At 61.9% G+C, this 26,486-nt stretch carries 26 protein-coding genes, 1 tRNA gene and 2 rRNA genes (1 of these 29 running past the window's edge); 20 read left to right on the forward strand and 9 right to left on the reverse strand.

The features are described 5' to 3' along the window. From ATE48_RS17185 to ATE48_RS17200, 4 genes are all read left to right on the forward strand, one after another. A 23S ribosomal RNA gene (locus ATE48_RS17185) occupies window positions 1-862 on the forward strand (it extends 1,930 nt beyond the left edge of the window). 101 nt (window positions 863-963) lie between these two features. Then, a 5S ribosomal RNA gene (rrf, locus tag ATE48_RS17190) occupies window positions 964-1,078 on the forward strand. A 211-nt stretch (window positions 1,079-1,289) separates the two neighbouring features. Further along, window positions 1,290-1,366: transfer RNA gene (locus ATE48_RS17195), tRNA-Met, on the forward strand. A gap of 106 nt (window positions 1,367-1,472) precedes the next feature. After that, entirely contained in the window at window positions 1,473-2,603 is a 1,131-nt protein-coding gene (locus tag ATE48_RS17200; RefSeq protein ID WP_066773715.1) for a zinc-binding dehydrogenase, read from the forward strand. A gap of 7 nt (window positions 2,604-2,610) precedes the next feature. Here the strand turns inward: ATE48_RS17200 and ATE48_RS17205 are convergent, their stop codons facing one another. Then, complete coding sequence (locus ATE48_RS17205; RefSeq protein WP_228126682.1) at window positions 2,611-3,459, reverse strand: glycosyltransferase family 25 protein; 849 nt, start codon at window positions 3,457-3,459, stop codon at window positions 2,611-2,613. 315 nt (window positions 3,460-3,774) lie between these two features. Between ATE48_RS17205 and ATE48_RS17210 the strand changes: the two genes are divergently transcribed. The 3 genes from ATE48_RS17210 to ATE48_RS17220 all read left to right on the forward strand — a co-directional run bounded on the left by ATE48_RS17210 (window position 3,775) and on the right by ATE48_RS17220 (window position 6,489). Continuing rightward, entirely contained in the window at window positions 3,775-4,908 is a 1,134-nt protein-coding gene (locus ATE48_RS17210; RefSeq protein WP_083197436.1) for a sensor histidine kinase, read from the forward strand. After that, window positions 4,874-5,668, forward strand: a complete 795-nt coding sequence (locus ATE48_RS17215) for a LytR/AlgR family response regulator transcription factor (RefSeq protein WP_228126683.1) — start codon at window positions 4,874-4,876, stop codon at window positions 5,666-5,668. The genes ATE48_RS17210 and ATE48_RS17215 overlap by 35 nt, the downstream gene beginning before the upstream one ends. Before the next feature lie 140 nt (window positions 5,669-5,808). Next, a complete protein-coding gene (locus tag ATE48_RS17220) occupies window positions 5,809-6,489 on the forward strand; it encodes an SDR family NAD(P)-dependent oxidoreductase (RefSeq protein ID WP_066773723.1) in 681 nt (226 codons plus the stop codon). On the opposite strand, the gene cysN is transcribed toward ATE48_RS17220, so the two are convergent. After that, on the reverse strand, window positions 6,486-8,375 hold the full coding sequence (gene cysN / locus ATE48_RS17225) for a sulfate adenylyltransferase subunit CysN (protein WP_066773725.1): 1,890 nt from the start codon (window positions 8,373-8,375) through the stop codon (window positions 6,486-6,488). The two genes, ATE48_RS17220 and cysN, sit on opposite strands and share 4 nt — an antisense overlap. Further along, entirely contained in the window at window positions 8,375-9,313 is a 939-nt protein-coding gene (cysD, locus tag ATE48_RS17230) for a sulfate adenylyltransferase subunit CysD (RefSeq protein WP_066773727.1), read from the reverse strand. Before cysD ends, cysN begins: the two co-directional genes overlap by 1 nt. 158 nt (window positions 9,314-9,471) lie before the next feature. On the opposite strand from cysD, the gene dusA reads away from it, so the two are divergent. Together dusA and ATE48_RS17240 are read left to right on the forward strand one after the other, a co-directional pair. Next, window positions 9,472-10,467 carry a tRNA dihydrouridine(20/20a) synthase DusA gene (gene dusA, locus ATE48_RS17235; RefSeq protein WP_083197437.1) on the forward strand — a complete coding sequence of 332 codons (996 nt, stop codon included), beginning with the start codon at window positions 9,472-9,474 and terminating at the stop codon, window positions 10,465-10,467. Next, a complete protein-coding gene (locus ATE48_RS17240) occupies window positions 10,464-11,279 on the forward strand; it encodes a sulfite exporter TauE/SafE family protein (RefSeq protein WP_066773730.1) in 816 nt (271 codons plus the stop codon). The genes dusA and ATE48_RS17240 overlap by 4 nt, the downstream gene beginning before the upstream one ends. Here ATE48_RS17240 and ATE48_RS17245 read toward each other — a convergent pair. Next, window positions 11,276-11,461, reverse strand: coding sequence for a DUF1289 domain-containing protein (locus tag ATE48_RS17245; protein ID WP_066773732.1), 186 nt, complete (start codon window positions 11,459-11,461; stop codon window positions 11,276-11,278). The two genes, ATE48_RS17240 and ATE48_RS17245, sit on opposite strands and share 4 nt — an antisense overlap. A 219-nt stretch (window positions 11,462-11,680) precedes the next feature. Here ATE48_RS17245 and ATE48_RS17250 point away from each other — a divergent pair, with 219 nt between their 5' ends. From ATE48_RS17250 to ATE48_RS17265, 4 genes are all read left to right on the forward strand, one after another. Then, on the forward strand, window positions 11,681-12,034 hold the full coding sequence (locus ATE48_RS17250) for a hypothetical protein (RefSeq protein WP_066773733.1): 354 nt from the start codon (window positions 11,681-11,683) through the stop codon (window positions 12,032-12,034). A 54-nt stretch (window positions 12,035-12,088) separates the two neighbouring features. Further along, a complete protein-coding gene (locus ATE48_RS17255; RefSeq protein WP_066773734.1) occupies window positions 12,089-12,364 on the forward strand; it encodes a hypothetical protein in 276 nt (91 codons plus the stop codon). 69 nt (window positions 12,365-12,433) lie between these two features. Next, window positions 12,434-13,621: an acyl-CoA dehydrogenase family protein gene (locus ATE48_RS17260; protein WP_066773736.1), complete on the forward strand. Its 1,188-nt coding sequence runs from the start codon at window positions 12,434-12,436 to the stop codon at window positions 13,619-13,621. 39 nt (window positions 13,622-13,660) lie between these two features. Continuing rightward, a complete protein-coding gene (locus ATE48_RS17265) occupies window positions 13,661-14,803 on the forward strand; it encodes an acyl-CoA dehydrogenase family protein (protein WP_066773738.1) in 1,143 nt (380 codons plus the stop codon). A 50-nt stretch (window positions 14,804-14,853) separates the two neighbouring features. Here ATE48_RS17265 and ATE48_RS17270 read toward each other — a convergent pair whose 3' ends face one another. Then, window positions 14,854-16,644 (reverse strand): arylsulfatase, encoded by a 1,791-nt coding sequence (locus ATE48_RS17270; protein ID WP_228126684.1) that lies wholly within the window; start codon window positions 16,642-16,644, stop codon window positions 14,854-14,856. A 104-nt stretch (window positions 16,645-16,748) separates the two neighbouring features. Here ATE48_RS17270 and ATE48_RS17275 point away from each other — a divergent pair, with 104 nt between their 5' ends. The 4 genes from ATE48_RS17275 to ATE48_RS17290 all read left to right on the forward strand — a co-directional run bounded on the left by ATE48_RS17275 (window position 16,749) and on the right by ATE48_RS17290 (window position 19,627). Beyond that, window positions 16,749-18,179, forward strand: coding sequence for an AlkA N-terminal domain-containing protein (locus ATE48_RS17275; protein WP_066773741.1), 1,431 nt, complete (start codon window positions 16,749-16,751; stop codon window positions 18,177-18,179). Beyond that, entirely contained in the window at window positions 18,176-18,661 is a 486-nt protein-coding gene (locus tag ATE48_RS17280; RefSeq protein WP_156767837.1) for a methylated-DNA--[protein]-cysteine S-methyltransferase, read from the forward strand. The genes ATE48_RS17275 and ATE48_RS17280 overlap by 4 nt, the downstream gene beginning before the upstream one ends. Window positions 18,662-18,755: 94 nt before the next feature. After that, window positions 18,756-19,211, forward strand: coding sequence for a hypothetical protein (locus ATE48_RS17285; RefSeq protein WP_066773743.1), 456 nt, complete (start codon window positions 18,756-18,758; stop codon window positions 19,209-19,211). An 80-nt stretch (window positions 19,212-19,291) separates the two neighbouring features. After that, window positions 19,292-19,627 (forward strand): putative quinol monooxygenase, encoded by a 336-nt coding sequence (locus ATE48_RS17290; protein WP_083197439.1) that lies wholly within the window; start codon window positions 19,292-19,294, stop codon window positions 19,625-19,627. On the opposite strand, the gene ATE48_RS17295 is transcribed toward ATE48_RS17290, so the two are convergent. The 4 genes from ATE48_RS17295 to ATE48_RS17310 form a co-directional block, all read right to left on the reverse strand. Continuing rightward, window positions 19,609-21,603 carry a hypothetical protein gene (locus ATE48_RS17295; protein WP_066773747.1) on the reverse strand — a complete coding sequence of 665 codons (1,995 nt, stop codon included), beginning with the start codon at window positions 21,601-21,603 and terminating at the stop codon, window positions 19,609-19,611. The genes ATE48_RS17290 and ATE48_RS17295 overlap by 19 nt on opposite strands. Before the next feature lie 104 nt (window positions 21,604-21,707). Then, a complete protein-coding gene (locus ATE48_RS17300) occupies window positions 21,708-22,610 on the reverse strand; it encodes an SDR family NAD(P)-dependent oxidoreductase (protein ID WP_066773749.1) in 903 nt (300 codons plus the stop codon). A gap of 89 nt (window positions 22,611-22,699) precedes the next feature. After that, window positions 22,700-23,497, reverse strand: coding sequence for a CHAD domain-containing protein (locus tag ATE48_RS17305; protein ID WP_066773753.1), 798 nt, complete (start codon window positions 23,495-23,497; stop codon window positions 22,700-22,702). Window positions 23,498-23,521: 24 nt separating this feature from the next. Further along, on the reverse strand, window positions 23,522-23,986 hold the full coding sequence (locus ATE48_RS17310) for a PaaI family thioesterase (protein WP_066773755.1): 465 nt from the start codon (window positions 23,984-23,986) through the stop codon (window positions 23,522-23,524). Window positions 23,987-24,047: 61 nt separating this feature from the next. Here ATE48_RS17310 and ATE48_RS17315 point away from each other — a divergent pair, with 61 nt between their 5' ends. From ATE48_RS17315 to ATE48_RS17325, 3 genes are read left to right on the forward strand one after another with little or no spacing between them, the layout of a single operon-like run. After that, a complete protein-coding gene (locus ATE48_RS17315; RefSeq protein ID WP_156767838.1) occupies window positions 24,048-24,662 on the forward strand; it encodes a hypothetical protein in 615 nt (204 codons plus the stop codon). A 3-nt stretch (window positions 24,663-24,665) separates the two neighbouring features. Further along, complete coding sequence (locus tag ATE48_RS17320; RefSeq protein ID WP_066773761.1) at window positions 24,666-25,808, forward strand: acyl-CoA dehydrogenase family protein; 1,143 nt, start codon at window positions 24,666-24,668, stop codon at window positions 25,806-25,808. Between the two features lies 1 nt (window position 25,809). Beyond that, complete coding sequence (locus ATE48_RS17325) at window positions 25,810-26,253, forward strand: hypothetical protein (RefSeq protein WP_066773763.1); 444 nt, start codon at window positions 25,810-25,812, stop codon at window positions 26,251-26,253. Window positions 26,254-26,486 lie beyond the last annotated feature (233 nt).

Consider the following 26,486-nt stretch of genomic DNA (forward strand, 5'->3'; position numbering starts at 1 on the left):
TGAAGATGCGGAGTTCGCGCGGCTAGACGGAAAGACCCTGTGAACCTTTACTGCAGCTTTGCTGTGGCGTTATCGACGATTTGTGTAGGCTAGGTGGGAGGCTTTGAAGCGGAGGCGTCAGCTTTCGTGGAGCCGCAAGATGAAACACCACCCTGATTTTCGGTGACGTCTAACCGCGATCCATTATCTGGATCCGGGACCCAGCATGGCGGGCAGTTTGACTGGGGCGGTCGCCTCCCAAAGAGTAACGGAGGCGCGCGATGGTAGGCTCAAACCGGTCGGACATCGGTTGTTGAGTGCAATGGCATAAGCCTGCCTGACTGCGAGACTGACGAGTCGAGCAGAGACGAAAGTCGGTCATAGTGATCCGGTGATCCCGTGTGTGGAGGGTCATCGCTCAACGGATAAAAGGTACTCCGGGGATAACAGGCTGATCGCCCCCAAGCGTCCATAGCGACGGGGCGGTTTGGCACCTCGATGTCGGCTCATCACATCCTGGGGCTGGAGCAGGTCCCAAGGGTATGGCTGTTCGCCATTTAAAGTGGTACGTGAGCTGGGTTCAGAACGTCGTGAGACAGTTTGGTCCCTATCTACCGTGCGTGTTGGAAACTTGAGAGGATTTGTCCTTAGTACGAGAGGACCGGGATGAACGCACCTCTGGTGCACCAGTCGTCATGCCAATGGCGCAGCTGGGTAGCTAAGTGCGGACGGGATAAACGCTGAAAGCATCTAAGCGTGAAACCCCCCTCAAAACTAGGTTTCCCTAGAGAGCCGTAGAAGACTACTACGTTGATAGGCTAGGTGTGGAAGAGCCGTGAGGCTTGAAGCTGACTAGTACTAATCGCTCAATCGGCTTGAACGATCATTGTTCATGCACGGCGACGACTGCGTCGCCACAAACAACGCAAACAGACAATGTCATCTCTTGTTTGGTACAAGAGCTTTTCGCGCGGGTCTTGCCGACCTGGCGGCTATGCCGGGGGGTCCCCACCTGATCCCATCCCGAACTCAGTCGTTAAGTCCCCCAGGGCCAATGGTACTATGTCTCAAGGCATGGGAGAGTAGGTCGCTGCCGGGTCTGCAAGATCCGCGTGAACGCAAAGTCCAATAGAACCCTCAAATCACAATGACGGCTTCGGCCGTGACGTCTTCCGGCCGCGCTAAACACGCGGCCGTTTGCGCATCAGAGATCAAAAGTTTGCCGCGGGATGGAGCAGCCCAAGGCCGAGCGAAAGCGAGGCCGTCGACCGGAAAAGACCGGGCTGCTACTCAAGCGTCGGAAAGTTTGCCGCGGGATGGAGCAGCCCGGTAGCTCGTCAGGCTCATAACCTGAAGGTCGTAGGTTCAAATCCTACTCCCGCACCCAACTAAGCAACGGCCCTGCTGGAAACAGCGGGGCCGTTTTGCGTTGTGGCGCCGGCATGCTTCAGCTAGCGCTGTCGCTTACTCCATATCGAAGAAGGCGCGCCGCCATGACCGAACTGCCGCAAGATAACCTGACCATGCTGTCGCTGGTGAAGGAGGGCGGCGAGCTTGAGATATCACTCGCTCGCTTACCGATGCCGCAGCCGCGCGACCACGAGGTGCTGGTGCGTGTGCTCGCAACTCCTATCAACCCATCCGATCTCGGCCTCCTGGTCGGCGCCGGCGATGTTTCGACAGCGCGCGCCTCAACGCGTGACGGTCTGCCGGTTATCACAGCCACCATTCCGCCCGCCGGCATGCGCGCTATGGCGGGCCGCGTCGGTGAGGCCATGCCGATCGGCAATGAAGGTTGCGGTACGGTCGTGAAGGTTGGCGCCTCGCCTGAAGCGCAAGCGCTCCTCGGCAAAACCGTCGCGCTGCTTGGCGGGGCAATGTACGCGCAATATCGCTGTTTGCCGGCCGCGATGTGTATGGAGCTTCCCGTGGGCACGGATCCCGCCGACGGGGCGTCGTGCTTCGTCAATCCGCTGACCTCGCTCGCATTCACCGAAGTCATGCGCCGCGAAGGCCACACCGCGATCGTGCATACCGCCGCTGCTTCCAATCTTGGTCAGATGCTTGTGAAGATATGTGCGAGCGACGGCATTCCGCTCGTCAACATCGTGCGCAGCGCCGAGCAAGTTGCGTTGCTGCAGGGAATTGGCGCGAAATACGTGCTGAACTCCTCGGCGGAGACGTTCCAAGATGATCTAACGGCGGCGCTCATTGAAACTGGGGCCACCCTTGGCTTCGACGCAATTGGCGGTGGCAAACTGGCGAGCCAAATTCTAGGCGCGATGGAAGTTGCTGCCGTGAAGCGCATGAAGACCTACAGCCGCTACGGCTCCGACACGCACAAGCAAGTTTATATCTACGGCGGACTTGATCTGGGGCCGACGACGTTGACGCGCAATTTTGGCCTTTCGTGGGGACTTTCTGGTTTCCTGCTGACCCCGTTCATGGCGAAGGCTGGACCTGAAACTGTTGGCAGGATGCGCAAGCGCGTGGTCGACGAACTCACGACGACCTTCAAGAGCCACTACAGCCACAAAATATCGCTCACCGAAGCGCTCAATCCAAACGTGTTGGCCGCCTACAACGCCAAGCGCACCGGCGAGAAGTATCTGATCTGCCCTTGATCGGCGCCTAAGCGCCCGCGAACAATCTGTTGGCGCGCATGAGTAGCGAAGGGCGCGAGCGTTTCGGCGCTAGCGCAATGAGTGCGCTCAGACTTTCGGCCAATATCCAACGTCCGGCGCCAAACGAGCGAACGCCGTGTGCGAAGCGCGCTCGGGCTTCACTGCGCCGATGCGCACGCAGGCGCGCCTGCCGCTTCTTCTTGCTGCGATGGCCTTCGCCGCCGATCGCGTCGATTGAGGAGGTATCGAAGATGTCGCGGCGCACCGGCGCGGGCAGCACGCCGAACGTATTCAGGCCCCAATGCCAGACGCGCTTGAGATCCTGATCGATCGGCAGGTCACGCGCCTCCGCAGCCAAGAATTTTTCCGCACCCGTGCGGCTGAACATCAGCGCGCCAGTGCTGCCTGGGATCGTTGAATAGCGCACAAGATCGTAGCGACCGCCGAGTTCAGCGAGAGGCGCTGCAACTTGCTTGGTGTCGTTCGAGAGCCGCACAATGTCCCAGTCCGCCGGCAGCGTCTGGAGCGTGCGCTCAATCAATGCGGCGAAGCCGTCGTGGAGCTCGATGTCGTCTTCGAAAACCAGCACCGGCGCTTGTAACTCGCCCGAGACGATGCGGCGGCAAATGGTGAGGTGGCTCGCATAGCACCCCGTTTCCCCTGGCGAGAGGAACGAGCGCTCTTGATCGCCGGCATGCGGGAAGTAGGCGCGCAGCTCCTCTTCCAGCGCCGCGCCATTGGCAGCGCTCAAGCGCATAGGCGAAAGTCCAGCTTTCGCGCACTCGCTTTCCATGTGCGTGCGTCGCGCCGTATCGCGATCGAGATTGATGAAAACGGTAGCGCCGAGCAGAGTCATGCGCCCCATCGTGATTGGCGGCGGTTGTGAACGGCAGTTTCGGCGTCACCCAGCATCGCGGCGCTCCTTAGAGGTGCGTTCGCAGACCTGCAAGCAGGCGACCTCGCGAGGATGTGTTCGCGCCGGATCGGGTTTGCCCTTGCGGGCGTCGCGGAAACAGGGCGCCGTAAGGTTGAGGCTCGTAAGTCTCGGTTTTCAGAGGGTTTCAGCCAACTTGCGCGGCGCCACGACGAAGCGACCTGAAATTGCGACGAAGGGGACCGTCAGCTGCAGTCAGCGACATCACCTCCGACTGGAACTTGATAGGCTGAGGGCATGAGGGAGCAAGCAGAAGCAGTGCAGGGCGCGACGCGGCCCCAAAGCCTGCTCGAGCACCCGGCCTGGACACGCTGGGGGGCTCATGCCGCTTTCTGGCTGATGTATCTTGCGATCCGCACTGCCGCCGCAGGCGCTGATCCGCCGGAGGACGTCAACGACTTCCCGTACTTTGTAAATCGCGGTCTCGTTGTCTTCACGTATTTTCTGCTGACCGGCATCCTACTCGCCGTTGTCGCGGGGCCGCGCGCGGCGCGGTCCAATTGGGCGCGCAACGTGACGCTGGTTCTGGGCGCCTTGGCGCTCGCACCACTCACCCAATACAGCGAGCAATTCTGGCCGCAGATGCTCGCCGGCTTTTCGCCAGAGCCCTATCCGTTCGTGATCTATCTTTTCCAGTTTGGTTGGGCGCTGCCGCTCTGGGGCCTGACGCAAGCGCTGTTGGGTTATCACTTCGAAAGCATCGCACAGGCGCGAGCCGTCGCGCGCGCGCAGGCGTTGGCTTACGACGCCCAGCTGCGGATGCTGCACTATCAGATCAATCCGCATTTTCTCTTCAACACGTTGAACGCGATCTCGACGCTTGTGCTCGAGAAGCGCAACGACGCTGCCGAAAGCATGATCCTGAAGCTCGCCGGGTTCTTACGCTATTCGCTTGATCGTCAGCCGACGGCGCTTGCCAATCTCACGGCTGAGCTCGAAGCGCAGCGCAAGTATCTTGAGATCGAACAGACGCGCTTCGACGACAAACTCAAAGTGCGGTTCGACATCGAGCCAGGCCTTGAGCACGCCAAGCTGCCGAGCCTCATTTTGCAACCCATCCTCGAGAACGCGATCAAGTACGCGATCACGCCAAGCGTTGATGGCGGTTCGATCAACGTATCGGCGCGCCGGGACGAGGGCGTGTTGCGGATCGTGGTGGAAGACGATGGCCCGGGCCTGCCCGGTGAGGAAATGCTGCCGCGCCGGCGCGGCGTAGGGCTCGCCAACATTCGCGAGCGTCTTGAACTGATTTACGGCCAGCGCGCGGGTCTCATCGCACGCAATCGGGAGCCGCATGGCTGCCGCATTGAACTCTATTTGCCCCTGGAGGAAGACGGTGTCCGCTCAACCCCTGCGCCTGCTCTTAGCTGACGACGAGCCCCTGGCGCTCCGGCGCATTAAGCTTGCGTTGCAGGCGATCCCTGACGTTGAAGTCGTGGGCGCCGCAAGCGATGGCGCGCAAGCGATCACGCAGATGCGTGACCTGAAGCCTGATGTTGTGCTGCTCGACATTAAGATGCCGCTGGCGGATGGGTTTGAAGTCGCCAATGCGGTCGAAGATTCCGGCGGGCCGGAAGTTATCTTTGTCTCTGCATTCGACTCCTACGCCGTGCAGGCGTTCGAAACCTCAGCTGTGGACTATTTGGTGAAGCCCGTTGAGTTCGAGCGTTTGGCTTCGGCGCTTGGTCGCGCGCGCGAACGCCGCGCCGCGAAAGACGCTGGCCGCCGCGTAGAAGAACTCGCCGCGGTTCTCGATGCCCTGAAGCGTGAGGCCGAGGACCGCGAAGGGCCGCAATACGAGAAAGAATTCTGGATTCGTGATCGCGGCCGCTTCTTGCGTGTGCCGGTCGCTGACGTTGAACGCATCGAGGCTGAGCGCGATTATGTCCGTCTCTATTGGGAAGGCCGCACGCTCTTGCATCGTGAGACCATGTCCCACCTCGAAGAGAAGCTCGATCCCAATTTGATGCTGCGCGTTCACCGTTCGGCGTTCGTGAACTGGAAGCGCTTGAAGGCGGTCCGCCGCGACGCCAATGGCCGTCTCATGGCCGTGCTCGAAAGCGGTGATGAGGTGCCGGTGAGCCGCGCTTACGCACAACGCGTCATGCAGGAAATGAAGAGCCGGAGCTGAAAAAAGAGCGGACGGTTTCCCGTCCGCTTGAGTTTCTTCATGCAACGATACGTATCGTTGCCTAGAGGATGCGCATCAGCGCGGATTTGGATGCGGACCCCGTCAGCACAGGCTAGAACGCCCCGATCCAGGAGGGCGGCGTGCAGGGTAAGGTCGTTGTTATCACCGGCGGGTTCGGCGCGCTCGGACGGGCAGCCGCGAAGATCGTGCTCGAAGCTGGCGCCATTCCGGTCCTTATTGATTACGCGCCTGCGCCGGCGGCAGCTCTCTTTGAAGATGTCGTCAGCGTCGGCGGGGCCGATCTCACCAATGCCGCCGCCGCTGCCGCCGCAATCGAAACGGTCTTCAAAGTTCACAGCCGCATTGACGCCTTGTTCAACATAGCTGGTGGTTTTGTCTGGAACGCGGTCGCCGACGGCGGTGTCGATGTGTGGGAGAAGATGTTCACGATCAACACCAAGACAGCCGTGAACGCGAGCAAGGCGGCGCTGCCGCATCTCATTGAAACCGGCGGCGCGATCGTCAACGTGGGCGCCCATGGCGCAGTGAAGGCAGGCGCCGGCTTCGGGCCGTACGCGGCTTCAAAGCAGGGCGTACACAAGCTTACTGAAGCGCTCGCCGAAGAGATGAAGGGCAAGGTGCGTGTGAACGCCGTTCTGCCCTCTATCCTCGATACCGCGCCGAACCGCAAAGACTTGCCGAACGCCGATTTCAGCACTTGGGTTCAACCCGAGGACCTCGCGCGGGTGATGTTGTTTCTCGCGTCACCCGCCGCGCGCGACATCACTGGCGCGTTGATACCCGTAACGGGCCGCGTCTAGGACGTTAGCTTGTCGACGATCAACGCAGCCGCTGATGCTGCGTCAGTGGTCGCCGTGTCGATGTGGAATTCCGGATTTTCCGGCCGCTCGTACGGGCTATCGACGCCGGTGAAATTCTTCAGCTGCCCCGAGCGCGCCTTCTTGTAGAGGCCCTTCACGTCGCGCTTTTCGGCTTCTGCCAGCGATGTGTCGACAAACACTTCGTAGAATTCGCCATCGCACATCAATCGGCGCGCCATGTCGCGCTCGGCGCGGAAGGGCGAGATGAACGAGACGAGCACGATCAACCCCGCATCCGCCATAAGCTTCGCGACTTCAGCGACGCGCCGCACGTTCTCAACGCGATCCGCATCGGTGAAGCCCAGGTCGCGGTTCAGCCCGTGGCGGACGTTGTCGCCATCGAGCACAACCGTGTGCTTGCCGAGTGAGTGCAGCTTCTTGTCGACCAGGTTTGCGATCGTCGATTTACCGGCCCCTGATAGGCCGGTGAACCAAAGCACAGCTGGTTTTTGCCCTTTAATCTCGGCGCGCGCGCTGCGCGTTACATCAATCGATTGCCAATGCACGTTTTGGGCGCGGCGTAGCGCAAAGCGAATAAGTCCCGCGCCAGCCGTGGCGTTGGAGGTGCGGTCGATAAGGATGAAGCCGCCAGTATCGCTGTTCTGCTCGTAAGCATCGAATGCGACAGCTTGATCGAGACTAATATTGCAGACGGCGATCTCGTTGGGCTCGAGTACTTTCGCCGCAAGATGCTCGAGCGTGTTCACATTGATCTTGTGTTTGATCTCCGTGATCGTCGCTGAAACGGTGCGCGCGCCGATTTTCAACCAATATGGCCGCCCCGGCAAAGCCGGTTCCTCCGACATCCAGATCAACGTCGTTTCGAACTGATCCGACGCTTCGGGCGGATCATCCGCAGCGGAGATGATGTCGCCGCGTGAGCAATCGATTTCATCTCTCAGAGTGAGCGTGACCGACTGACCCGCTATTGCCTCACCGAGATCGCCATCCTGCGTGACGATGCGATCAACGGTGCTGGTTTTACCTGAAGGCGAGACACGGATCGCGTCGCCGGGCTTGACGCGGCCGCTGACGATCTGGCCGGCGAAGCCGCGAAAGTCCGCGTTCGGCCGGTTGACCGATTGCACCGGAAACCGCAGCGGACCCGAGACGCGTCGCGCCTCATCGATCTCGACCGTTTCCAGCTGCTCCATCAGCACCGGTCCGTCATACCAAGGGGCGCGCCCGCTCCGGCTTGTGACATTGTCTCCGGTCAAACCCGAGAGCGGGATCGCCAGCACACTTTTTAGGCCAATCTGCTCCGCAAAACGGCGATAGTCGGAAACGATCGCGTCGAACCTCTCTTGGGACCAATCGACCAAATCCATCTTGTTCACCGCAAGCACTGCGTGCCGGATGCCCATGAGTTGAACGAGATAGGAATGGCGCCGCGTCTGCGTCAGCACGCCCTTGCGCGCATCGATTAAGATCACTGCAAGGTCGGCGGTTGAGGCGCCGGTCACCATATTGCGCGTGTATTGTTCGTGGCCCGGTGTGTCGGCGACGATGAACTTGCGTTTGTCGGTCGAGAAGAAGCGATACGCGACATCGATGGTGATGCCTTGCTCGCGCTCCGCCGCTAGGCCATCGACGAGCAACGCCAGGTCAAGCTCTCCACCCTGGGTGCCGACCGTCTTGGAATCCTTCTCAAGCGCCGCGAGCTGATCTTCGAAGATCATTTTCGAATCGTAGAGCAGGCGGCCTATCAACGTCGATTTGCCGTCATCGACGCTGCCGCAGGTGATGAAGCGCAGCAGCGATTTGTGCTGGTGTTGGGTGAGGTAGGCCTCGATATCCGAGCCGATGAGATTGGAAACGTGGGCCATCAGAAATAGCCCTCCTGTTTCTTCTTCTCCATCGAAGCCGCCTGATCGTGATCGATGACCCGGCCCTGGCGTTCGCTGGTCGTGGTCAGCAGCATTTCCTGGATGATGGCCGTCAACGTCTCCGCGCTGCTCTCGACAGCGCCGGTCAGCGGGTAGCACCCGAGCGTGCGGAAGCGGACTTTCAGCAGCTCCGCCTTTTCGCCCTCGCGCAATTGCATGCGCTCGTCATCGACCATGATGAGTGCTCCGTCGCGGCGCACTACCGGGCGTTCAGCAGCGAAATAGAGCGGCACTATCGGAATGCGTTCGAGGTGGATGTATTGCCAGATGTCTAGCTCGGTCCAATTCGAGAGCGGGAATACACGGATCGATTCCGATTTGTGCTTGCGCGCGTTGTAAAGGCGCCAAAGCTCTGGCCGCTGGCTTTTGGGGTCCCAACGATGATTGGCGGTGCGGAAGGAAAAGATGCGTTCCTTCGCGCGTGACTTTTCCTCATCGCGCCGCGCGCCTCCGAACGCCGCGTCGAACCCATAATGATCCAGCGCCTGCTTGAGGCCTTCGGTCTTCCAGAGGTCAGTGTGCAGCGATCCGTGATCGAACGGGTTGATGCCGCGCGCTTCCGCATCCGGATTCTTGTGCACCAGAAGTTCAATACCGGCGTTCGCCGCCACATGATCGCGCATCTCGTACATGGCGCGGAACTTCCACGTCGTATCGACATGCAGCAGCGGAAACGGCAGCGGCGAGGGGTAAAACGCCTTGGCGGCCAGATGCAGCATAACGGCGCTGTCTTTGCCGATTGAATAGAGCATCACCGGCTTGGCGCACTCGGCCGCCACCTCGCGCATGATGTGGACACTCTCGGCTTCGAGGCGCTGCAAGTGTGTCAGCCGCGCAGGCGAAAGCGTGTCTGATTGTGGGGCGCGGCGGCTCGACATTGCGCCACTCTGTAGAGGGCGCGGCGCGGTGCTGCAAACGGCTCCGCCAGCTGCGGGTCTATGCTCGCCGCGATGGTTAAAGATGTCGCCGGATCGGGGAGCTGAAGGCCGGTTGTGCGCAATTGCGCCGGCCCGCTCCGAAGCGATAGACAGCCCACGTGGCCCGCGCGCTAAACCGCCGTTTTTCCATCGCCCCAATGATGGATTGGACCGACCGGCATTGCCGGGCGTTCCATCGTACGCTGACGCGTGAGGCGTTGCTCTATTCTGAAATGCTGACAGCCGACGCCATCATCCACGGCGACCGCGAGCGTTTGCTTGGTTTCTCGGACATGGAGCACCCGGTGGCTCTGCAACTCGGCGGCAGCGATCCTGCAAAGATGGCGCAGGCGGCGCGGATCGGCGCCGATTGGGGCTATGACGAGATTAATCTGAACATCGGCTGCCCCTCCGATCGCGTGCAATCTGGCCGCTTCGGCGCTTGCTTGATGTTAGAGCCGGAGCTGGTCGCCCGCGTCTGGGCGGCGACCCAAGCTTCGGCGCCGCAGGTTCAGGTGACGATCAAGTGCCGTATTGGTGTCGATGAGCAAACGCCGCGCGATGCGCTCTTTGCGTTGGTCGATGCTTGCGCGCGCGAGGGTTGCATCAGTTTTACTGTCCATGCCCGCAAGGCCTGGCTAAGCGGTTTGTCGCCGAAGGAAAATCGCGACGTGCCGCCGCTTGACTATGAACTGGTGCGCACGCTTAAGCGCGAGCGGCCCAATCTTGAAATCATCTTGAACGGTGGGTTGCGCGATCTCGATCACGCTTTGGCCGAGGGTGAGGGCTTGGATGGTGTGATGCTGGGGCGCGCGGCCTATCAGACGCCGGCTGTGCTCCTGGACGTTGACGCACGTGTGTTCGGCAGCGAGGCGCCAGTGATGACGCGACAAGCGGCCGTCGAAGCGTATTTCCCGTACATTGAGCGCAATCTCGCTGTCGGTGTGTCACTTCAAGCCATGACGCGCCACATGCTGGGATTGTTTGCCTCGCAACCGGGTGGCCGTTTGTGGCGGCGCGTGCTTTCCGAGCGCGGTGTCCGTGCTGGCGCGGGCCTTGAGGTGCTCGGTGACGCACTGGCCGAAGTCAGCCATCTGCGCACGCAGGCCGCATGAATCCTGAACTTCTTTGGTTCGCCGCTGGATTGGTGGTCGCTGGTTTGGCCGCCGGGTTTGTTGGCGGCCTGTTCGGCATCGGCGGTGGCATCGTCATCGTGCCGGCGCTTTATTTCGTGTTCTCGGCGCTTGGCTTGGATGATGCCGTGCGCATGCACGTCGCCGTCGGCACGTCGCTCTCCACAATTATCGCGACGTCCTGGCGTTCGCTGTCGGCGCATACGAAAGCGGGCGCTGTCGATTTCGATATTCTGAAAACCTGGACGCCCTGGATCTCGGTTGGCGCGCTCATCGGCGCTGCAGCCGCGGGTATCGCGAACACTGAAGCGTTGTTGCTGATCTTTGGTGGTGGATTGTTGCTGATCGCCGCGCAAATGGGATTGGCCAATCCGAACTGGCGCATGTTTGCCGAGCTGCCTCGTGGCATTGGTCGAGCGACAATTGCGGGCGGGCTCGGCTTGCTTTCTGCGCTGATGGGCATTGGCGGTGGCGCCATTGGCGTCACGGTGATGACGCTGTGCGGGCGGCCCATTCATCAGGCCGTCGCGACCGCCTCCGGGTTCGGCGCGGCGATCGCGATCCCGGCGGCGATCGGCTACGCGATCGTCGGATGGGGCCGCGAAGGTTTGCCGCCTTGGTCGCTCGGCTTCGTCAATGTCGGCGGCTTTATTTTCCTCGCGCTGCTTACGATGCTCACGGCGCCAATTGGCGCTCGCCTCGCGCATCGCCTGCCGCAACTCATCTTGAAGCGCGCCTTCGCCATCGTGCTGGCTGTGCTTGCGCTCAACATGCTGCGCGAAGCGCTGCTTTAAGTTGGTTGCGCGGGCGCCAAGCGAGCTGGCAATTGCGCCATGATGGCCTTGCGCTCGGCTTCATCCATCGAGCCCCAGCGTGCGATTTCCCGGAGCGTTCTTCCGCACCCAATGCATGTGTTGGTCAGTCCGCTGACGGCGCAAACCTTGATGCAGGGGCTGGTGATCGGCTGTGGCTGCATGAGCCCCTCTAGCTAAGCGCTTGAAATCTGGCGCGCAAATTGGGTCGCAAGCGGAATGTATCGTTTTTCGATAAATTCACATTGACTATCGATGCCTCATATCGTATTTCGATATCAGCCTGAAATCGCAGCAAGGTCGCATCCAACACCCCTCGGGGTGGCATCCCAAAAGCGAGACGGGCTGGAACTAACCAGTTTTTCGACTTGGAGGGTCAATTTATGCGTTTCGCTCTCATCGCCACCACCGCTGCCGCTGTGGTCGCCGTTCCGTTCGCCATGGCGGCGGCCGGGCCGCAGATGTCGAGCAATGAGTTCCTCGCTGCTGTGCGCTGCACCGCATACGAGGATGTCTCGGGCGCTCAAATTGCCGACGCCAGATACCAGCTCAACGCCGAGGCCCAGCGCCAAACGGCGGATACGGTCGCTGCGGCCGAAGCGGAGGTGAGCGCTATCGCTCGCCAAGCCGTGAACAGCCAAACCCCCGCCGATCAGGCTATGCTTCGTTCGCAGCGAGCCGCCGCCTGTTCGACCGCCGACATCGCCGTTGGCGCAGAGGAAGAAACAGCGGCCTAAGGGCGCGCAACGGCGCGCGGGTCAGGGAGAGGCCCGCGTGCGGAGGGGAGAGACATGAGAGTGTTGGTTTTGGCTGGCTTGCTCACCGCAGCGATGGCGCCCTTCGCGGCCGCCGCGGAAAACGAGATCGATTGCCAAGTCACCGATGTTGCGCGGGCGCAGGCGGACCAGCGCCTCGATCAGCCGCCTGCAGCGCCAGCGGCGACGCCGCGTCCGATCGTCGTGCAGCGCGAAGCGGCTGATATTCCGCGTCCCGCCATCGTCGAACGGCGCCGCAACGGCAAGCCGATCCCCGATGCGCAATTGATCCAGCCGCGTGGCGCGCTCTGAGTTGAAGCGAGCTTCAAGCGCTCTATAGTCGCCCGCGCGCACTCTCGCGCGCGTGGGCTCGACAACATCATGGATTTGAATTTTTCGCCGGAAGAGATCGCGTTTCGCAATGAAGTGCGCGCGTTTATCGAGGAGAACTATCCAAAGCACCTGAAGGGCAAGGTGCTGCGCGAAGACCTCTCAAAGGAGGACTTCCTCGCCTGGCACAAAATTCTCGGCAAAAAAGGTTGGTCCGCCCCGGCTTGGCCGAAAGAATATGGTGGCACCGGTTGGACCGCGACGCAGCGTTACATCTGGCTCGAAGAGAACGCGCGCGGTGAGACGATCCCGCCGCTTCCGTTCGGCGTTTCGATGGTCGGCCCGGTCATCTACACCTTCGGCACGCCCGAGCAGAAGCAGAAGTATTTGCCCGGCATCCTCTCCGGCGACGTTTGGTGGTGCCAAGGCTATTCCGAACCCGGCGCAGGCTCAGACCTCGCATCGCTCAAAACGCGCGCGGTGCGTGAGGGCGACCACTACATCGTCAACGGCCAGAAGACCTGGACCACGCTCGGCCAACACGCCGACTGGGGCTTCTTCCTCGTCCGCACCGACGCAACCGCAAAACAGCAGGAAGGCATCAGCTTTCTTCTCATCGACATGAAGTCGCCGGGCGTCTCAGTGCGTCCAATCAAGCTGCTCGATGGCGGCTATGAAGTGAATGACGTCTTCCTCGAGAACGTGAAGGTGCCGGTCGATCAGCGCATTTATGAGGAGAACAAGGGCTGGACTTGCGCCAAGTTCTTGCTCGCTCACGAACGCGCCGGCATCGCCGGCGTTGCGCGCTCGAAGCGCAACGTTGAGCGCTTGAAGTTGATCGCGAAGGCCGAGATCGGTGACGACGGCAAGCCGCTGATCGAGGACGACGAATTTCAACGCAAGCTCAGCGAGCTCGAAATCGATCTCTCGGCGCTGGAAATGACCGAACTGCGCACGCTTGCGCGTGAGCAAGCGGGCAAGGGCCCGGGCCCTGAAAGTTCCTTGCTGAAGATCAAGGGCACTGAGATCCAGCAGCGCCTCACCGAGCTTACGCTCGAAGCCGTCGGCAATTATGCGCAGCCTTATCCGCGCGGTCTCGGCGGCAACGAGTTTGCGGTCGGCCCCGAATACGCATCGGCCGCGGCGCCCGTCTATTTCAACTGGCGCAAAGCCTCGATCTACGGTGGATCCAACGAAATCCAACGCAACATCATCGCGAAGATGGTGCTGGGTCTTTGATCCTGCACGCGCGACAACAATAAAATCCGGAAACGCACGATGAATTTCGATTACACCGACGAACAGAACATGCTCCGCGACTCGATCGCGAAATGGGCGGCTGGCCAGTACGACTTCGACAAGCGCCGCGAAGCTCTCAAGAGTGACGACGCCTGGAAAACCAATTGGGCGACGTTCGCCGAACTCGGCCTGCTCATGGCGCCGCTGCCGGAAGAATATGGTGGCCTAGGTGGCGGCCCGATCGACATCAACGTCGTCGCCGAAGAGTTCGGCAAGGCGCTGGTGGTTGAGCCTTATGTACCGACCGTCGTCATCGGCGCCGGCGCACTGAAATATGCAGGCTCAGCCGCGCAGAAGGAAGAGCACCTCAACGCTATCGCTGGCGGCGAGCGCGTGATCGCGTTTGCACAAGCCGAGCCGAAGAGCCGCTGGACGCTCCATGACGTCGCCACCACCGCGAAGAAAGACGGCGCAGGCTATGTGCTCAACGGCCAGAAAGCCGTCGTCATCGGCGGCCCGCAGGCCGATACGCTCCTTGTCAGCGCCCGCACCTCCGGCGGCCAGCGCGACGAGAAGGGCGTCTCGCTCTTTCTCGTGCCGAAGAACGCCAAGGGCGTCACCACACGCGACTACCCGACGATGGACGATACCCGTGCGTCGGAAGTCTATTTCGAGAACGTCAGCGTCGGCGCCGACGCGCTGATCGGCGCGGCCGATGGCGCGTTGGCGCTGATCGAGCGTATCGTCGATGAAGCCAACGCCGCATACTGCGCCGAGGCGGTCGGCTGCATGCGCATGATGACGGAGTCCACCCGGGAATACGCCAAGACCCGAAAGCAATTCGGTAAGGCCATCGCCGACTTCCAGGTGCTCCAACACCGCATGGTCGACATGTTCATGGCCAGCGAAGAGAGCTACTCGATGGCGCTGCGCGCTACGATTAAGCTTGGCGAAAGCGATGTTGAGCGTGCGAAGGCCGTCTCAGGCGCGAAGGTTTCGATCGGCAAACACAGCCGCTTCGTTGGCCAAGCCGCAGTTCAAATTCACGGCGGCATGGGCGTCACCGACGAAATGCGCGTCGGTCACTACTTTAAGCGCGTGACGATGATCGACTCCACCTTCGGCAATGTCGACTATCACCTGCGCCGCTTCACGGCGCTGAACCAAAAGAACGCCGCGTAACTCTTCGTCATTCCGGGGCTCAGCGTAACTGAGAACCCGGAATGACGAACTTATGCTGGACGTTTTTTGAACAGCCGCATCACCAGCCAGATTACGCCGCCGATCAGCAGCAGCCCAACAAGACCGATCCCTGCGAAGATGTACCAGTAGTGCTGGTAGATCTTCATGCGCGTATTGTGCGCGACCTGCGCCTGCGGATCGTAGCCAGGTGGCAGCTCAAGCACGCCGTTGCGTTCTGCGTAGGCCTGATAGTCTGCAAGCATCGACGCCAGTAGCTCCGGCATTTGCGCCGCGAGATCGGTTGTTTCGCCCGGGTCTTGAGTAATGTTGTAGAGCCGCCAGCTGCTATCGCCGAGCGGCGGGGGCGTGCGCACCAGTTTAAAATCGCCGCGGTAAAGCGCCGAGTGTCCCGACACTTCCACCCCAAGTGGGATCAGAGGCTCGCGGCCATGCGGGGTTTCGCCGGCAAGAAGCGCGCTCATGCTGAAGCCATCCATCGCCGGCGCATTTAAAGGCGCGCCAGCGCGTTCCAGCAATGTGGGTGCAATGTCGGTCACGAAGGCGCGCGCATCGATGCGCTGTTGAATGACGTTAGGCCCCGCAATGATCAGCGGCACATGCAAACCGCCTTCACCGGAGGTGAACTTGTAGAGTGAGCCCGTCGCTGTCGCGTTGGCCCATTCCGGGCCGATCATCACGAACGAACCACGCTCGCCCAGATCTTCCATGCGACGGGTGTAGCCGGTGAGGCTCATCCAACGGCGGAAGTCAGGGTCTGCGATCGGATTGCTGGGCTCTGGCCCGTTGTCGGAAGTGACGACGAAGATCGTGTTCTCCGCCAGTCCGCGGCTCTGCAGATAGGAGATGAAGCGACCGATGCTTTGATCCATTGCTTCGAGCATGCCGGCATGAACTTCCATGCTGCGTGCATAAAGCGCTTGCTCATCGCCCGAGATGCTTGCCCAAGGGCGCAAGCTCGGATGCGGCGCGTCGATGGCGGCGCCCGTTGGAAGTAATCCCAATTCCTGCGCCCGCCGCCAGCGATTGGCGCGCAATTGCTCCCAACCGCCCTCATAAGCGCCGCGATAATGCGCCGTGATTTCGCGCGGCGCCTGCACGGGGATGTGCACCGCCTGGAACGCTAGGTAAGCAAAGAACGGTTCGTTCGCCCGCGCGCTATCGGCGTCGAGATAACGGATCATGCGATCGACGATGAATTGGCTCGAATAGAAATTCTCGGGCAGGTGCGCGCGTTCGCCGTCCTCGAACCAGTCCGCCGTTTGATAATACGGCATGTATGCGCGCTCTTCCCAATTGTCGGCGCCTGAAGCATCGAGCACGAAGGAGCGATCGAAGCCGTGCGCGTTCGGTAAATCGCCTTCGCCGTGACCAAGGTGCCACTTGCCGGTGGCGTATGTGCGATAGCCGCTCTGGCGCAGCCGTTCGGCAATCGTGACCACGCCCGGCTCGAGCCGCATCGTGTAGCCTGGGCGTCCGCGCATCTCCGGCGCCAACACTTCGATGATCGTCGCGTGACCGGTACGATGGTTGTCCATCCCTGAGAGCAGCATCGCCCGCGAGGGTGAGCAGAGCGGTGAGGAGTAGTAGCGTGAGAACTGCGCGCCGCGTTGCGCCAGCGCGTCGATGTTCGGCGTGTGCGCTTCGCCGCCATAGGCGCCGAAATCTGTGAAGCCCGCATCATCGGCAATGATCACGACGATGTTGGGCCGCTGCGGGGGCGCCGCCGCAGCGGCCCTCGTTTGCTGCGCCGCAGCGGGCGACGCGATCAAAGCCGCCAATGCGAGACCAGCCAGTGCGCGGCTCAAAGCAATGATTTTCAAGGCAGTCTCCCCCCTAGCCTCATGCCTACTGCCGCTCATGGGCATGCTGCAAGTATGTCCGAATCCGGCGAGACGCGGAGGCGGAAACGGCTCATATTCCGTCCATGATGTTGGACGCCGATACTTGCCACGCGGCCTGTGACGCGAAGGACCGCCGCTTCGACGGGCGCTTCTATGTCGGCGTCAAATCTACCGGCATCTATTGCCGCTGCATTTGCCCGGCGCGCACGCCAAAACGCATCAACCGCACCTTCTGGCCTTCCGCCGCCGCCGCGGAGGGCGCTGGGTTTCGTCCGTGCTTGCTGTGCCGCCCCGAGCGCGCGCCTGGCCTTGCGCCGATCGACGCGCCCGCACGCCTTGCCGCCGCCGCTTACGCGCGCATTGAGGCTGGTTCGCTCGAAGAGCAGGGCCTTGAAGCTTTGGCCGACGAACTTGGCGTCACGTCGCGTCACTTGCGGCGCGTAATGAATGCACAGTTCGGCGCGAGCCCCATCGAGATTGCACAGACCGGCCGCCTGCTCGCAGCGCGCCGGTTGCTCAATGAAACCGCTCTTTCGATCACGGAGATCGCATTCGCTTCAGGCTTCCGGTCGTTGCGCCGTTTCAACGCAACGATGAAGGATCGTTATGGCGCGCCGCCGTCGAAGATGCGTGGCCGCAAAGCGCTAGCGCGTGGCGATACTTTCACCGTCAGCCTCTCGCCGCGCGGCGATTACAACATCGCACCGATGCTGGACTTCCTCGCCAAGCGTGCGCTGCCCGGTGTCGAGGCAGCGAACGACAGATCGTATGCACGCGTTCTGAAGTGGGGCGATGCGCTGGGTTGGCTGGACGTACGCATGGGGCCCAAAGGGCTGATGCTTACGCTCTCGGAAAATCTGGCGCCGCATTTGCGCCCACTGGTGGCGAACGTGCGCGGTGCGTTCGATCTTGATGCGGAAATGACGACGGTGGATGCGCATCTCTCCACCGATCGATCGCTCACCAAGGATGTAAAGCGCGAACCAGGCGTGCGCGTGCCCGGCGCGCTGGATGGCTTTGAAACAGCGATCCGCGCCGTGCTTGGTCAGCAAGTCACCGTCCAAGGCGCGCGCACGCTGACTGAACGTCTCGTGGCCAAATACGGCGCGCCGTTGGAGCGCGGACCAGACGGGCTGGACCGCGCGTTTCCTGATGCAGCGGCGCTAGCGAACGCCGGGCCAGCCGCGATTGCGAAGATCGGTCTGCCGATGAAGCGCGCTGAGACGCTGCATCGCCTCGCGGTAGCGTCGAATGATGGAAAGCTCCCGCTGGCGCGCGGCGCGATCGCGGCGGGACGCTCGGCGCTCGCGCAAATTCCCGGCATCGGTCCGTGGACGATCGAATACATCGCCATGCGCGCGCTCGGTGATCCCGACGCTTATCCAGCGACCGACATCGCGCTCATTAATGCATTAGGCCGCAAGGGCGAGACGCTCGAACATCTCAAACCGTGGCGCGCTTACGCCGCCATCCGCTTGTGGCGCCGTGTCGCCAAGAAAGGCATCCAGACGTGATCAGCGCAATTTATGACAGCCCGATTGGGCCACTCACGCTTGCTTCCGACGGCAAGGCGTTGATCCAGGTTGAGTTCGAGGGCGGCAGGTATCCGCTTTCGCAGTATGAACTCGGCAACGACAAGATTATCGATCAAGCGCGTCGCGAGCTGGATCTCTATTTTGCCGGCAAGCTGCGCGACTTTAAAGTGAAGGTCGCGCCCCAAGGCACCGAGTTTCAGCGCAAGGCTTGGGCCGCGCTACAAACGATCCCGTACGGCGAGACGCGCTCTTATGCACAGCAGGCCAAGGCCATCGGCTCGCCGAAAGCGACGCGCGCCATCGGTGCAGCCAACGGGCGCAACCCGATCCCGGTGATTATCCCATGCCACCGTGTCATCGGCGCCAATGGAAGTCTCACCGGCTTCGGAGGCGGCATGGAGCGCAAGCAAATCCTTTTGGAGCTGGAACAAGGTGGTAATTTGCTGGCCCGCGCCAGCTGATCATTACGAAGCTTCAACCGTATTGGGGCATCGCTCCGGGACCGTGCGGCGTGCTAAGGAGCCTGTGCTGCGAGAAGGTGGGAGGAGAGCACGAATGCGGAAGCTGTTGGTTGGTATCGTCTGCGCCGCGGCCATGGCCGTGCCGAGTGTCAGCTCTGCCCAACAACAGGAAGGCTGGAGCTACGCCTATACTGACGGCGTCGCCACGGCCACGCAGCGCGACAATCGCGGTCGCGTCACTGCAACTTTGACCTGCCGCCCGCCGACGGGCGACATTGTCGTCACCGATTATACGCTGGCCCGGAACGCGCGGAACGCCCGCACGGCAGCAGTGCGCATTGGTGTGATGAGTGTGAACGTGCCGATGACGCTTGAGGGTCGCGGCCGCAACCGCACCGTCGTCATCAATCTCCCGCAGCGCCCACCCATTCTCGCCGCCGTGCAGCCGAACGATCGCCTCTCGGTGACGGTGAACAATCAAACCGTGACCTATCTTGAAGGTGGCCCGGCGCGGATGCGGGAAGTTGCCTACGGCTGCTGGGGCAGCTGAGGTTCCGCTGTCCGCCACGGTTGCGTGAGGTAAACCTTGGCGCCTAACATCGCCCATTGCTCACCGGGGGGTGACTGCAAATGGGTGAGAAGTCTTTGGATCAGCGTCGAGCTAGGCCGCCTGGGCCGGTCTGCACCATCGTGCGCGTCGAGACTCGCAACGGCTCAGGCGCTGAATTCGTCTCCATCGTCAGCGATCTCGCGCACCGCGTTCGCAACGAGGAAGACGGCTGTATTTCGTATGTCGTGACGCGCGCGATGGGCTCCCCTGAGCACTTCGCCGTGCATGCGCGCTTTCAGGATTGGACAGCCTTCGAGGGGCACGCGGAGACGCCCCATCTGAAGCGCGCCATGGCGCGCATCAACGAACTGCTCGCAGCGCCGCTAGCGCTTGAGATCTATTTGGAAGTGACCTGACTTCGGCGTACCACGCCCGGCACGAAGTTCACGCCGATAGCTGCGGCAAACGATAGCGCGCCGACAACAGCGCCTAGCCAATCCGCATCGCCATCACCGCGTGTGACCTCAACCGTGACGAATGCCGCCAACAACAATGCGCCCGCAGCAAGCGTGAGGCGCGTTTGCGCCCCCGCGCCGCGCATGCGCCAGAGCCGAACATGAGCCGCGAGCACAAGTGCCGGAATGAGAAAGCCGAAACTTTCGCGCGAGAGGAACGGCACAGCCGCTTGGCGGCTCGCCCAGAACGGCGTCATCCAGAGCGCCGAGGCCGTCAGCAAAACGCCGAGCGCCGTCACCAACATCACGTTTGAAAAGATGATGCGCGTTCGCCGGACGCCGTGACGCGCGCGCGTGCGGATAATCAGCGAAGCCAGCAACCAGATCCCGACATGTGCGCCGAGCTCGGCAAAGCTGATCGGTTCAAGCAGCGTGGCGCCGCCGGAATAGGCGAGGCGAACTGCAAGATTTGCCGCGGCAACGGCAAGAATAATGACGACGCCCTCAAGGAAGCCCGCGCTTGCGCGCGCGTTGCGGCGTTTTGCGGCCCAAGCAGCGGCGCCTGTAATGGCGGCAGGTGCGGCAACGCCCGCGCCAATGATTGCAAATGCTGGCCAAGCACTAATCTCACGCAGCAGCACGTGCGCCGCGCCAAACGCAAACATGACCGCAAATGCGCCGGCCACGCAGGCAAACCCGCGCCACGCTCGCGACGGCAATCCAAGATCGATCGCGCTCAAGCCTAAAGCGGCCAAAGCAAAGGCAGGCGCGGCGAGCGCGGCCGGCAAAGCCATCGCGCAGGCGCCGGCAAACGCCGCAAACGCGCCCGCCATCAGCACCCAGAGCGTCGCCTTCAAGCCGTCGAGCCCGCGATCCCGCCGCATCGTTGCGGCGGCGATAACGCCAACCAGCAACGCTGAGAGCACCGCAAATCCGCCCGCCGCCGCGTAATGATCGGCGAGGCCATGCTGTGAGAAATAGAGCGCCGTGATCGCCATGAGCGGCGCCAATGCGCCGGTGCCGGCAATGGCGAGGCCGCGCGCGCCAAGTTGGGGCACGCGAATGGCGGCGATGGCAAAGAAGATCGCGCCGGCCCAAGCTGTCACCGGCGTGAACCAGATCGCCGCGCTGGATTGGCCGCTGAGGACAAAGAGCCCCAACAGCGCCGTGCCGAACGCGCCAAGATGCAGCCCTTCAAGGCGCAAGCTCATCGCACCGGTGATTGCGGACGCCGCGACGATCACGCCGAAGGCAATACCCGCCGGGCTCACCATGCCGATCTGCAGCGAGAGCGCCAGCGCCCCTATCGTCATGATCAGCGCCATGGTGATGCCGGTGCTGACCCGGTGATTGTGCGCGTGTGCGAGCCCGGTGGCCGCGGCGAGCGCAGCGCAGATCGAATAACTCGCGGGATCGGCGTGAGCCGAGCCGATCGCAAAACCAATCAACGCCCACGCACCAGATGTCGCCACAGCGGCCCAAGCTGCCGCGCGCCACATCGGCCGATGCGCGATCGCCATCATCGCGGCGCCGATCGCCAATCCGCAGGCGATTATGGTCGCGGCGCTTGCGCCGAAGGCAAAGCCAAGCGCCGGTCCGATGGCGAGAATGCCGAGCGTGAGCCCGCGCGCCGTTTCAGCTGATACGCCCGCGGTAGGCAAAGTCAGCGTTGGCGTCGCCGGCAAATTCCACGCGCGCTGCGCGCGCTCGTTCGGTGGCGCCTCATGTGTGACGTCATTGACACTTAGCGCGATCACCTGCGCCAAAGCGCCGCCGCGCGCGTTCGCGACCTTGCTTCGCTTGCCCGCGCCGACGGCCAAAGCCTGACGCAGTTCGGCAATCTCAGCCTGCTGTCGTTCGAAACGCCGCCAGACATAGACGCCAGCCGTGAGAATGGCGGCTGTCTGGATCGCGAGGAGGGCGAAAAGGAGCTCCATGCGCCGGCGTTAGTAAACGACACAGCCGCCAAGGGCATGCCCAAAATGGGCCCTCTCCCATCCGGAACGTAACCTGTTGCCGTCTGGCGACGATTGCCGCAGCGTCAGCCGTTCAGTTTGCGCATGAACTTCTGGGTCTGCATGTGACCGCCCGTATAGGCCTCGCGCCCTGCTGGATCGGTGATCTCGGCCCACTTGTCCCGCACCGCCTCCGCGCTTGCGCCTTGGCCGAGATACGCGCCCTCGGTCTCGGTGATCTGAGCGAGCGAGAAGACGCCAGCGCCAGCCGTCAGGATCGCGCCGTTCGGCCCGTCCTTCGATGCGAGATAAACGACGCCGGGCGTCACCTGTTCCGGGCCGAGTTTCGCCAGCATTTCCGGCGGCATCAGATTTTCGGTCATGCGCGTGGCGGCGACGGGGGAGATCGCGTTGATGCGAATGTCGTTCTTGGCGCCTTCAAGCTTGATCGTGTTCATGAGGCCGACAAGCGAGAGCTTCGCGGCGCCGTAATTGGCCTGGCCGAAATTGCCGTAGAGTCCGGTGGACGAGGTCGTGACGACGATGCGGCCGTAGTTCTGGGTCTTCATGATTTCCCAGACGGCCTTCAGCGGCTTCACGGTACCCACGAGGTGGACGTCGACCACGCTGGCGAAGTCCGACATTTCCATCTTCGAGAAGCTCTTGTCGCGCAGGATGCCGGCATTCGCGATCAACACATCGATGCGGCCCCACTTTGCCATCGTCCGTTCGACGAGTGCGGCGACGCCCGCGTCATTAGTCACCGAGGCGCCATCGGCGATCGCTTCGCCGCCGGCTTTGGTAATTTCCGCGACGACAGCTTCCGCCGCCGCAGAAGATCCGCCAGATCCATCAACAGAACCGCCGAGATCGTTGACCACCACCTTCGCGCCGCGGCGTGCAAATTCGAGCGCGTGACTTCTGCCAAGCCCACCGCCAGCGCCCGTTACAATCACAACCTGGCCGTCGAAGCGGATGTCGTCGCTCATCTGAATTCTCTCCGTTTGCGGAGGGTTTGTTGTCGCTCGCCTGCGCGCAGGTCAAGCATTTGCGCCGCTCATAGCGTCGCACAGCTGTATTAGCGGTTTGAGCGCATCCGGGCCGCGAGCGCATCGGCGCGCCGCGCATACTTAGATCTGCGCCGGTTAAGCGCCTTCAAAGCGCGTCGCAGGCTGCGTTCATCGCCCGCGAGATCGGGCTCAGCGACCAGCCGTTCCATGAGCAGGAGTGCGTCACGCTCGACCCCCAACGCCATGCCGATCTTTTCCGCGGTCTTGCGCCGCCGCTTTCCCGGCCAGGCATCGCCGAGGATGAGGCTAGCGAAGTGCCGATCCTTTTCTCGTATGCGCCACTTGTGACGCGCGACAGGATCGATGCAAGCAATGCCACGGCGCCGCGCGCGCCGCGCTTGACGCTCCAAGCGGCGTGCGCCGCGCCTGATCTGACGTGGCGACGCTTCCGGCCAAACCTGCGCGAGCGCGAGCAAATCTTTCAATCCGGTGCGCGCCGCCTCGAAATTGAGCGCCGGGTGCGCCGTTGCTTCCATCTCGATGCCGCAGGCCACGAGGTCGAACGCCTCTGCCGTGCGCTTGCCGCCTTTGCCGCCAGCGGCGCGCGCAGCTTCGCTTAAGGCCGCAGGATCGCGCGCCAGCGCCAGGTTGCGCATCAGCCCACGCGCGGTATCGACGAACACGTTGGACAAGCCCGGCGCACAGGCGCTGCCCACCCGCGCCAAAGCTAACGCGCGCTTCACACGGACCCGACCACGATGCACCGCTGTCGGATCTGAAAAGATTGTCTCAAGCTCGTCGATTGCAGCGCGCAATTCATCAGTAAGCGCCGCACGCAAATCGAACGCCGGTTCGGGCGAACGCATGGCAATGCCCCCAAGGCCGCGCGACTATTCTCGTCGCGCAATCTTCTTGAGGGTGCCGGAAAACGAAAGCAATGGCCGCGCTGCCTGTGTCACAATTCCGCGGACGAATGTGACAGCGCGCGTATCGCGCAGAACCTCACCGTGCGCTTCGACACGTTCGCCCGGCGCGCCGGCGCCGATGAACTCGGAACTAAACGTGAGCGTCACCGCATGCGCGCCCTTCAACGTATTGTGCGCAATGGCGAAAAGCGAAAAGTCGGCAAAACTCATCAAGCAGCCGCCATGGATCGCGCCGCCGCCGTTCAGGTGATGTCGCTGCGGTTCGAACACGCACCGCGCGTGTCCGTCTTGATCGCGAAAATAAAAAGGGCCGATCAGCGTTTCGTACGGATCGCCGCCCTTGCTCCACGTCGTCCAGCCCGCGAACGGGCCGTCAGTGAGCGTGACGCCCCCGGTCCAGGTCGTTTGGGGCGTTCCGTCGCCGTTCATGCCATTCCCTCCAGGGGCCGGTGCTGGCATGGTGGGCGCCTATCGGCAAGGCGGGGCGCGCATGCGCGGTGTAATTGCGATCTTTGCGTGCCTGCTGCTGGCTCAGTGCGCTTTACCCAGCGACAAGCGCTTTCGTGTCGGCGACGAGCGCCGATCTTACGTGATCATCGGTGTCGCCGAGGCCCCGGAAAATACTTCTCCGCACTACACGATGCTTTGGCGCCGGCTCGATGCCGATGGCAATTTTATGCGCTATGGCGGTCGCCGCATTTTAGAAATCAGTTCGCAATCCGGTGACAACGTTCAGGTGCCCGGCATTCCCGGCGAATTCGTGCTCGCTGAAATTCCCGCAGGCTCCTACGCGCTCGACAGCGTGTTTGCGTTGATCGCCGATGGCCGCGTGAACTACAGCGCCAACGGCGTCGTGCGCGGTCCGGAGCGGCCCTCATTCGACGTGCGTCCGGGCGAAGCGGTCTATCTCGGTATCTGGCAGGTCAATCTCGTCGACGCGAGGGCGGTGACGCAACCTTGGCGGCTCGAGCAAAGCGATCTCGATGCTGTGTTGCATGCGGCCGATCCTGTGATCGGGCCCGTTCGTATCGTCGAGCCACAAACGCGCGCGGTTAACTGCGCCCCGTATCGTCTCAACACAGTTTCTCAGCGGCAGGTGTGCTGATCCATGGACAACGAAACATTTGGACAATTGCTTGATGGCATTCGCCGCTTCGTCAACGAACGGCTGATCCCGCTCGAAGCAAAGGTGGCGGAGGACGACGCAATCCCCGCTGATGCGCTGGCTGAAATGCGTGCGCTCGGCCTGTTCGGAATCTCAATTCCGGAGGAATTCGGCGGTCTCGGCCTCACCATGGAGGAAGAGTGCCGGACCATGTTCGAGTTCTGCCGCTGCTCGCCGGCGTTTCGCTCGGCCTTCGGCACAAATGTCGGCATTGGCAGCCAAGGCCTCGTCATGTTCGGGACCGACGCGCAGAAACAAAAGTGGCTGCCCGGCATCGCGTCGGGTGACGTCGTCACGTCTTTCGCGCTCACCGAACCGGAAGCGGGATCGGATTCCGGCGCTGTACGCACCAAGGCCGAGTTCGACGGCGATGCCTACGTTCTCAATGGCTCGAAGCGCTACATCACCAACGCTAACCGCGCATCAATCTTCACTGTCATGGCTCGCACCAATCAGGACATGAAAGGCGGCGGCGGCGTTTCCGCTTTCTTGGTCCCAAGCGATCTCAAAGGCGTATCTGTCGGCAAGCCAGAAAAGAAGATGGGTCAGCAGGGGGCGCACATCTGCGACGTCAACTTCGACAACGTACGAGTGCCTGCGGAGCTTCGCCTCGGCGAGGAGGGTCAGGGCTTCCGTATCGCCATGCAGGTTCTCGATCGTGGGCGCTTGCACATCTCTTCAGTCTGCGTCGGCGTTGCGGAGCGTCTGATTGAGGAAAGCGTGCGCTATGCTGGCGAACGTAAGCAATTCGGACAAGCCATCGCCAACTTCCAAATGATCCAGGCCATGCTCGCAGATTGTCGCGCTGAAGCAAACGCCGGGCGCGCCATGGTGCTCGATGCCGCGCGTAAGCGTGATGCCGGCGAGGACGTTGTCATGGAAGCCGCCGCCGCGAAGCTCTTCTGTTCGGAAATGGTGGGACGCGTCGCCGATCGCGCCGTGCAAATCTTCGGCGGCTCGGGCTATGTGGCAGATCACGGCATTGAACGCTTCTATCGCGATGTCCGTATCTTCCGTCTCTACGAGGGCACCAGCGAAATCCAACGGCTCATCATCGCCCGCGAGATGATGAAGCGGGGCAAGTAGCGTGGCTGCAAAGGACGACTCCAAGCCGCAAAAGACGCTGGTGGAGCACGCCAAAGGCATCGCGGCGTTGCCGGGTGAAAAGTTCGCTGAGCTGAAAGCCTTCGGCGCCGAGAAACTGCACGAGACAATGACGGCGTTTCTCTCGGCGCTGCCCGCGCTGCGCCAAGCTGGCTACGAATTGCGCGAGTTCGAGATCGAACTTGGCCTCACGCCGAAGATCATCGCCCATTTCATACCTTGGCCCGCGAGCGAGGAAGATATCGCCGCCGCGCGTGAGACGCTGAAGGCCAACAAGATCGGCGCCTCGATGCTATCAGTGCTGCGGCGCGCCGGCGATGTGCACCGTCAGGTGAAGGTGCCCGGATTTAGCTGTGCGCATATGGAGATCGACGTTGGTGTCATCCCAGCCGTACGGCTCCGCTACCGGTCGGATGTGGGCAGCTAAACTCTGAACGCGCCGGTTACGTCTGCGAATGAAACGCTAACGATCGCGCGGAAAATCCCGTGGGACCTTTTGACAGTAGCGTTTGCTAATTCGCAATCGCCTCCATGCAAAAAGGCGGGTCGTTTACCGGTGGGGATCCGCGTGTTTTTGCGGCGGGCGTTCAGAAGTTCCATCGCGGGCAAGATCGCAGCGGCGGTCTTGATCTCGACGATCTTGGTGACCGCGGCTGGGTC

The sequence above is a fragment of the Candidatus Viadribacter manganicus genome, from assembly GCF_001679665.1.
Lineage (GTDB): Bacteria > Pseudomonadota > Alphaproteobacteria > Caulobacterales > Aquidulcibacteraceae > Vitreimonas > Vitreimonas manganica.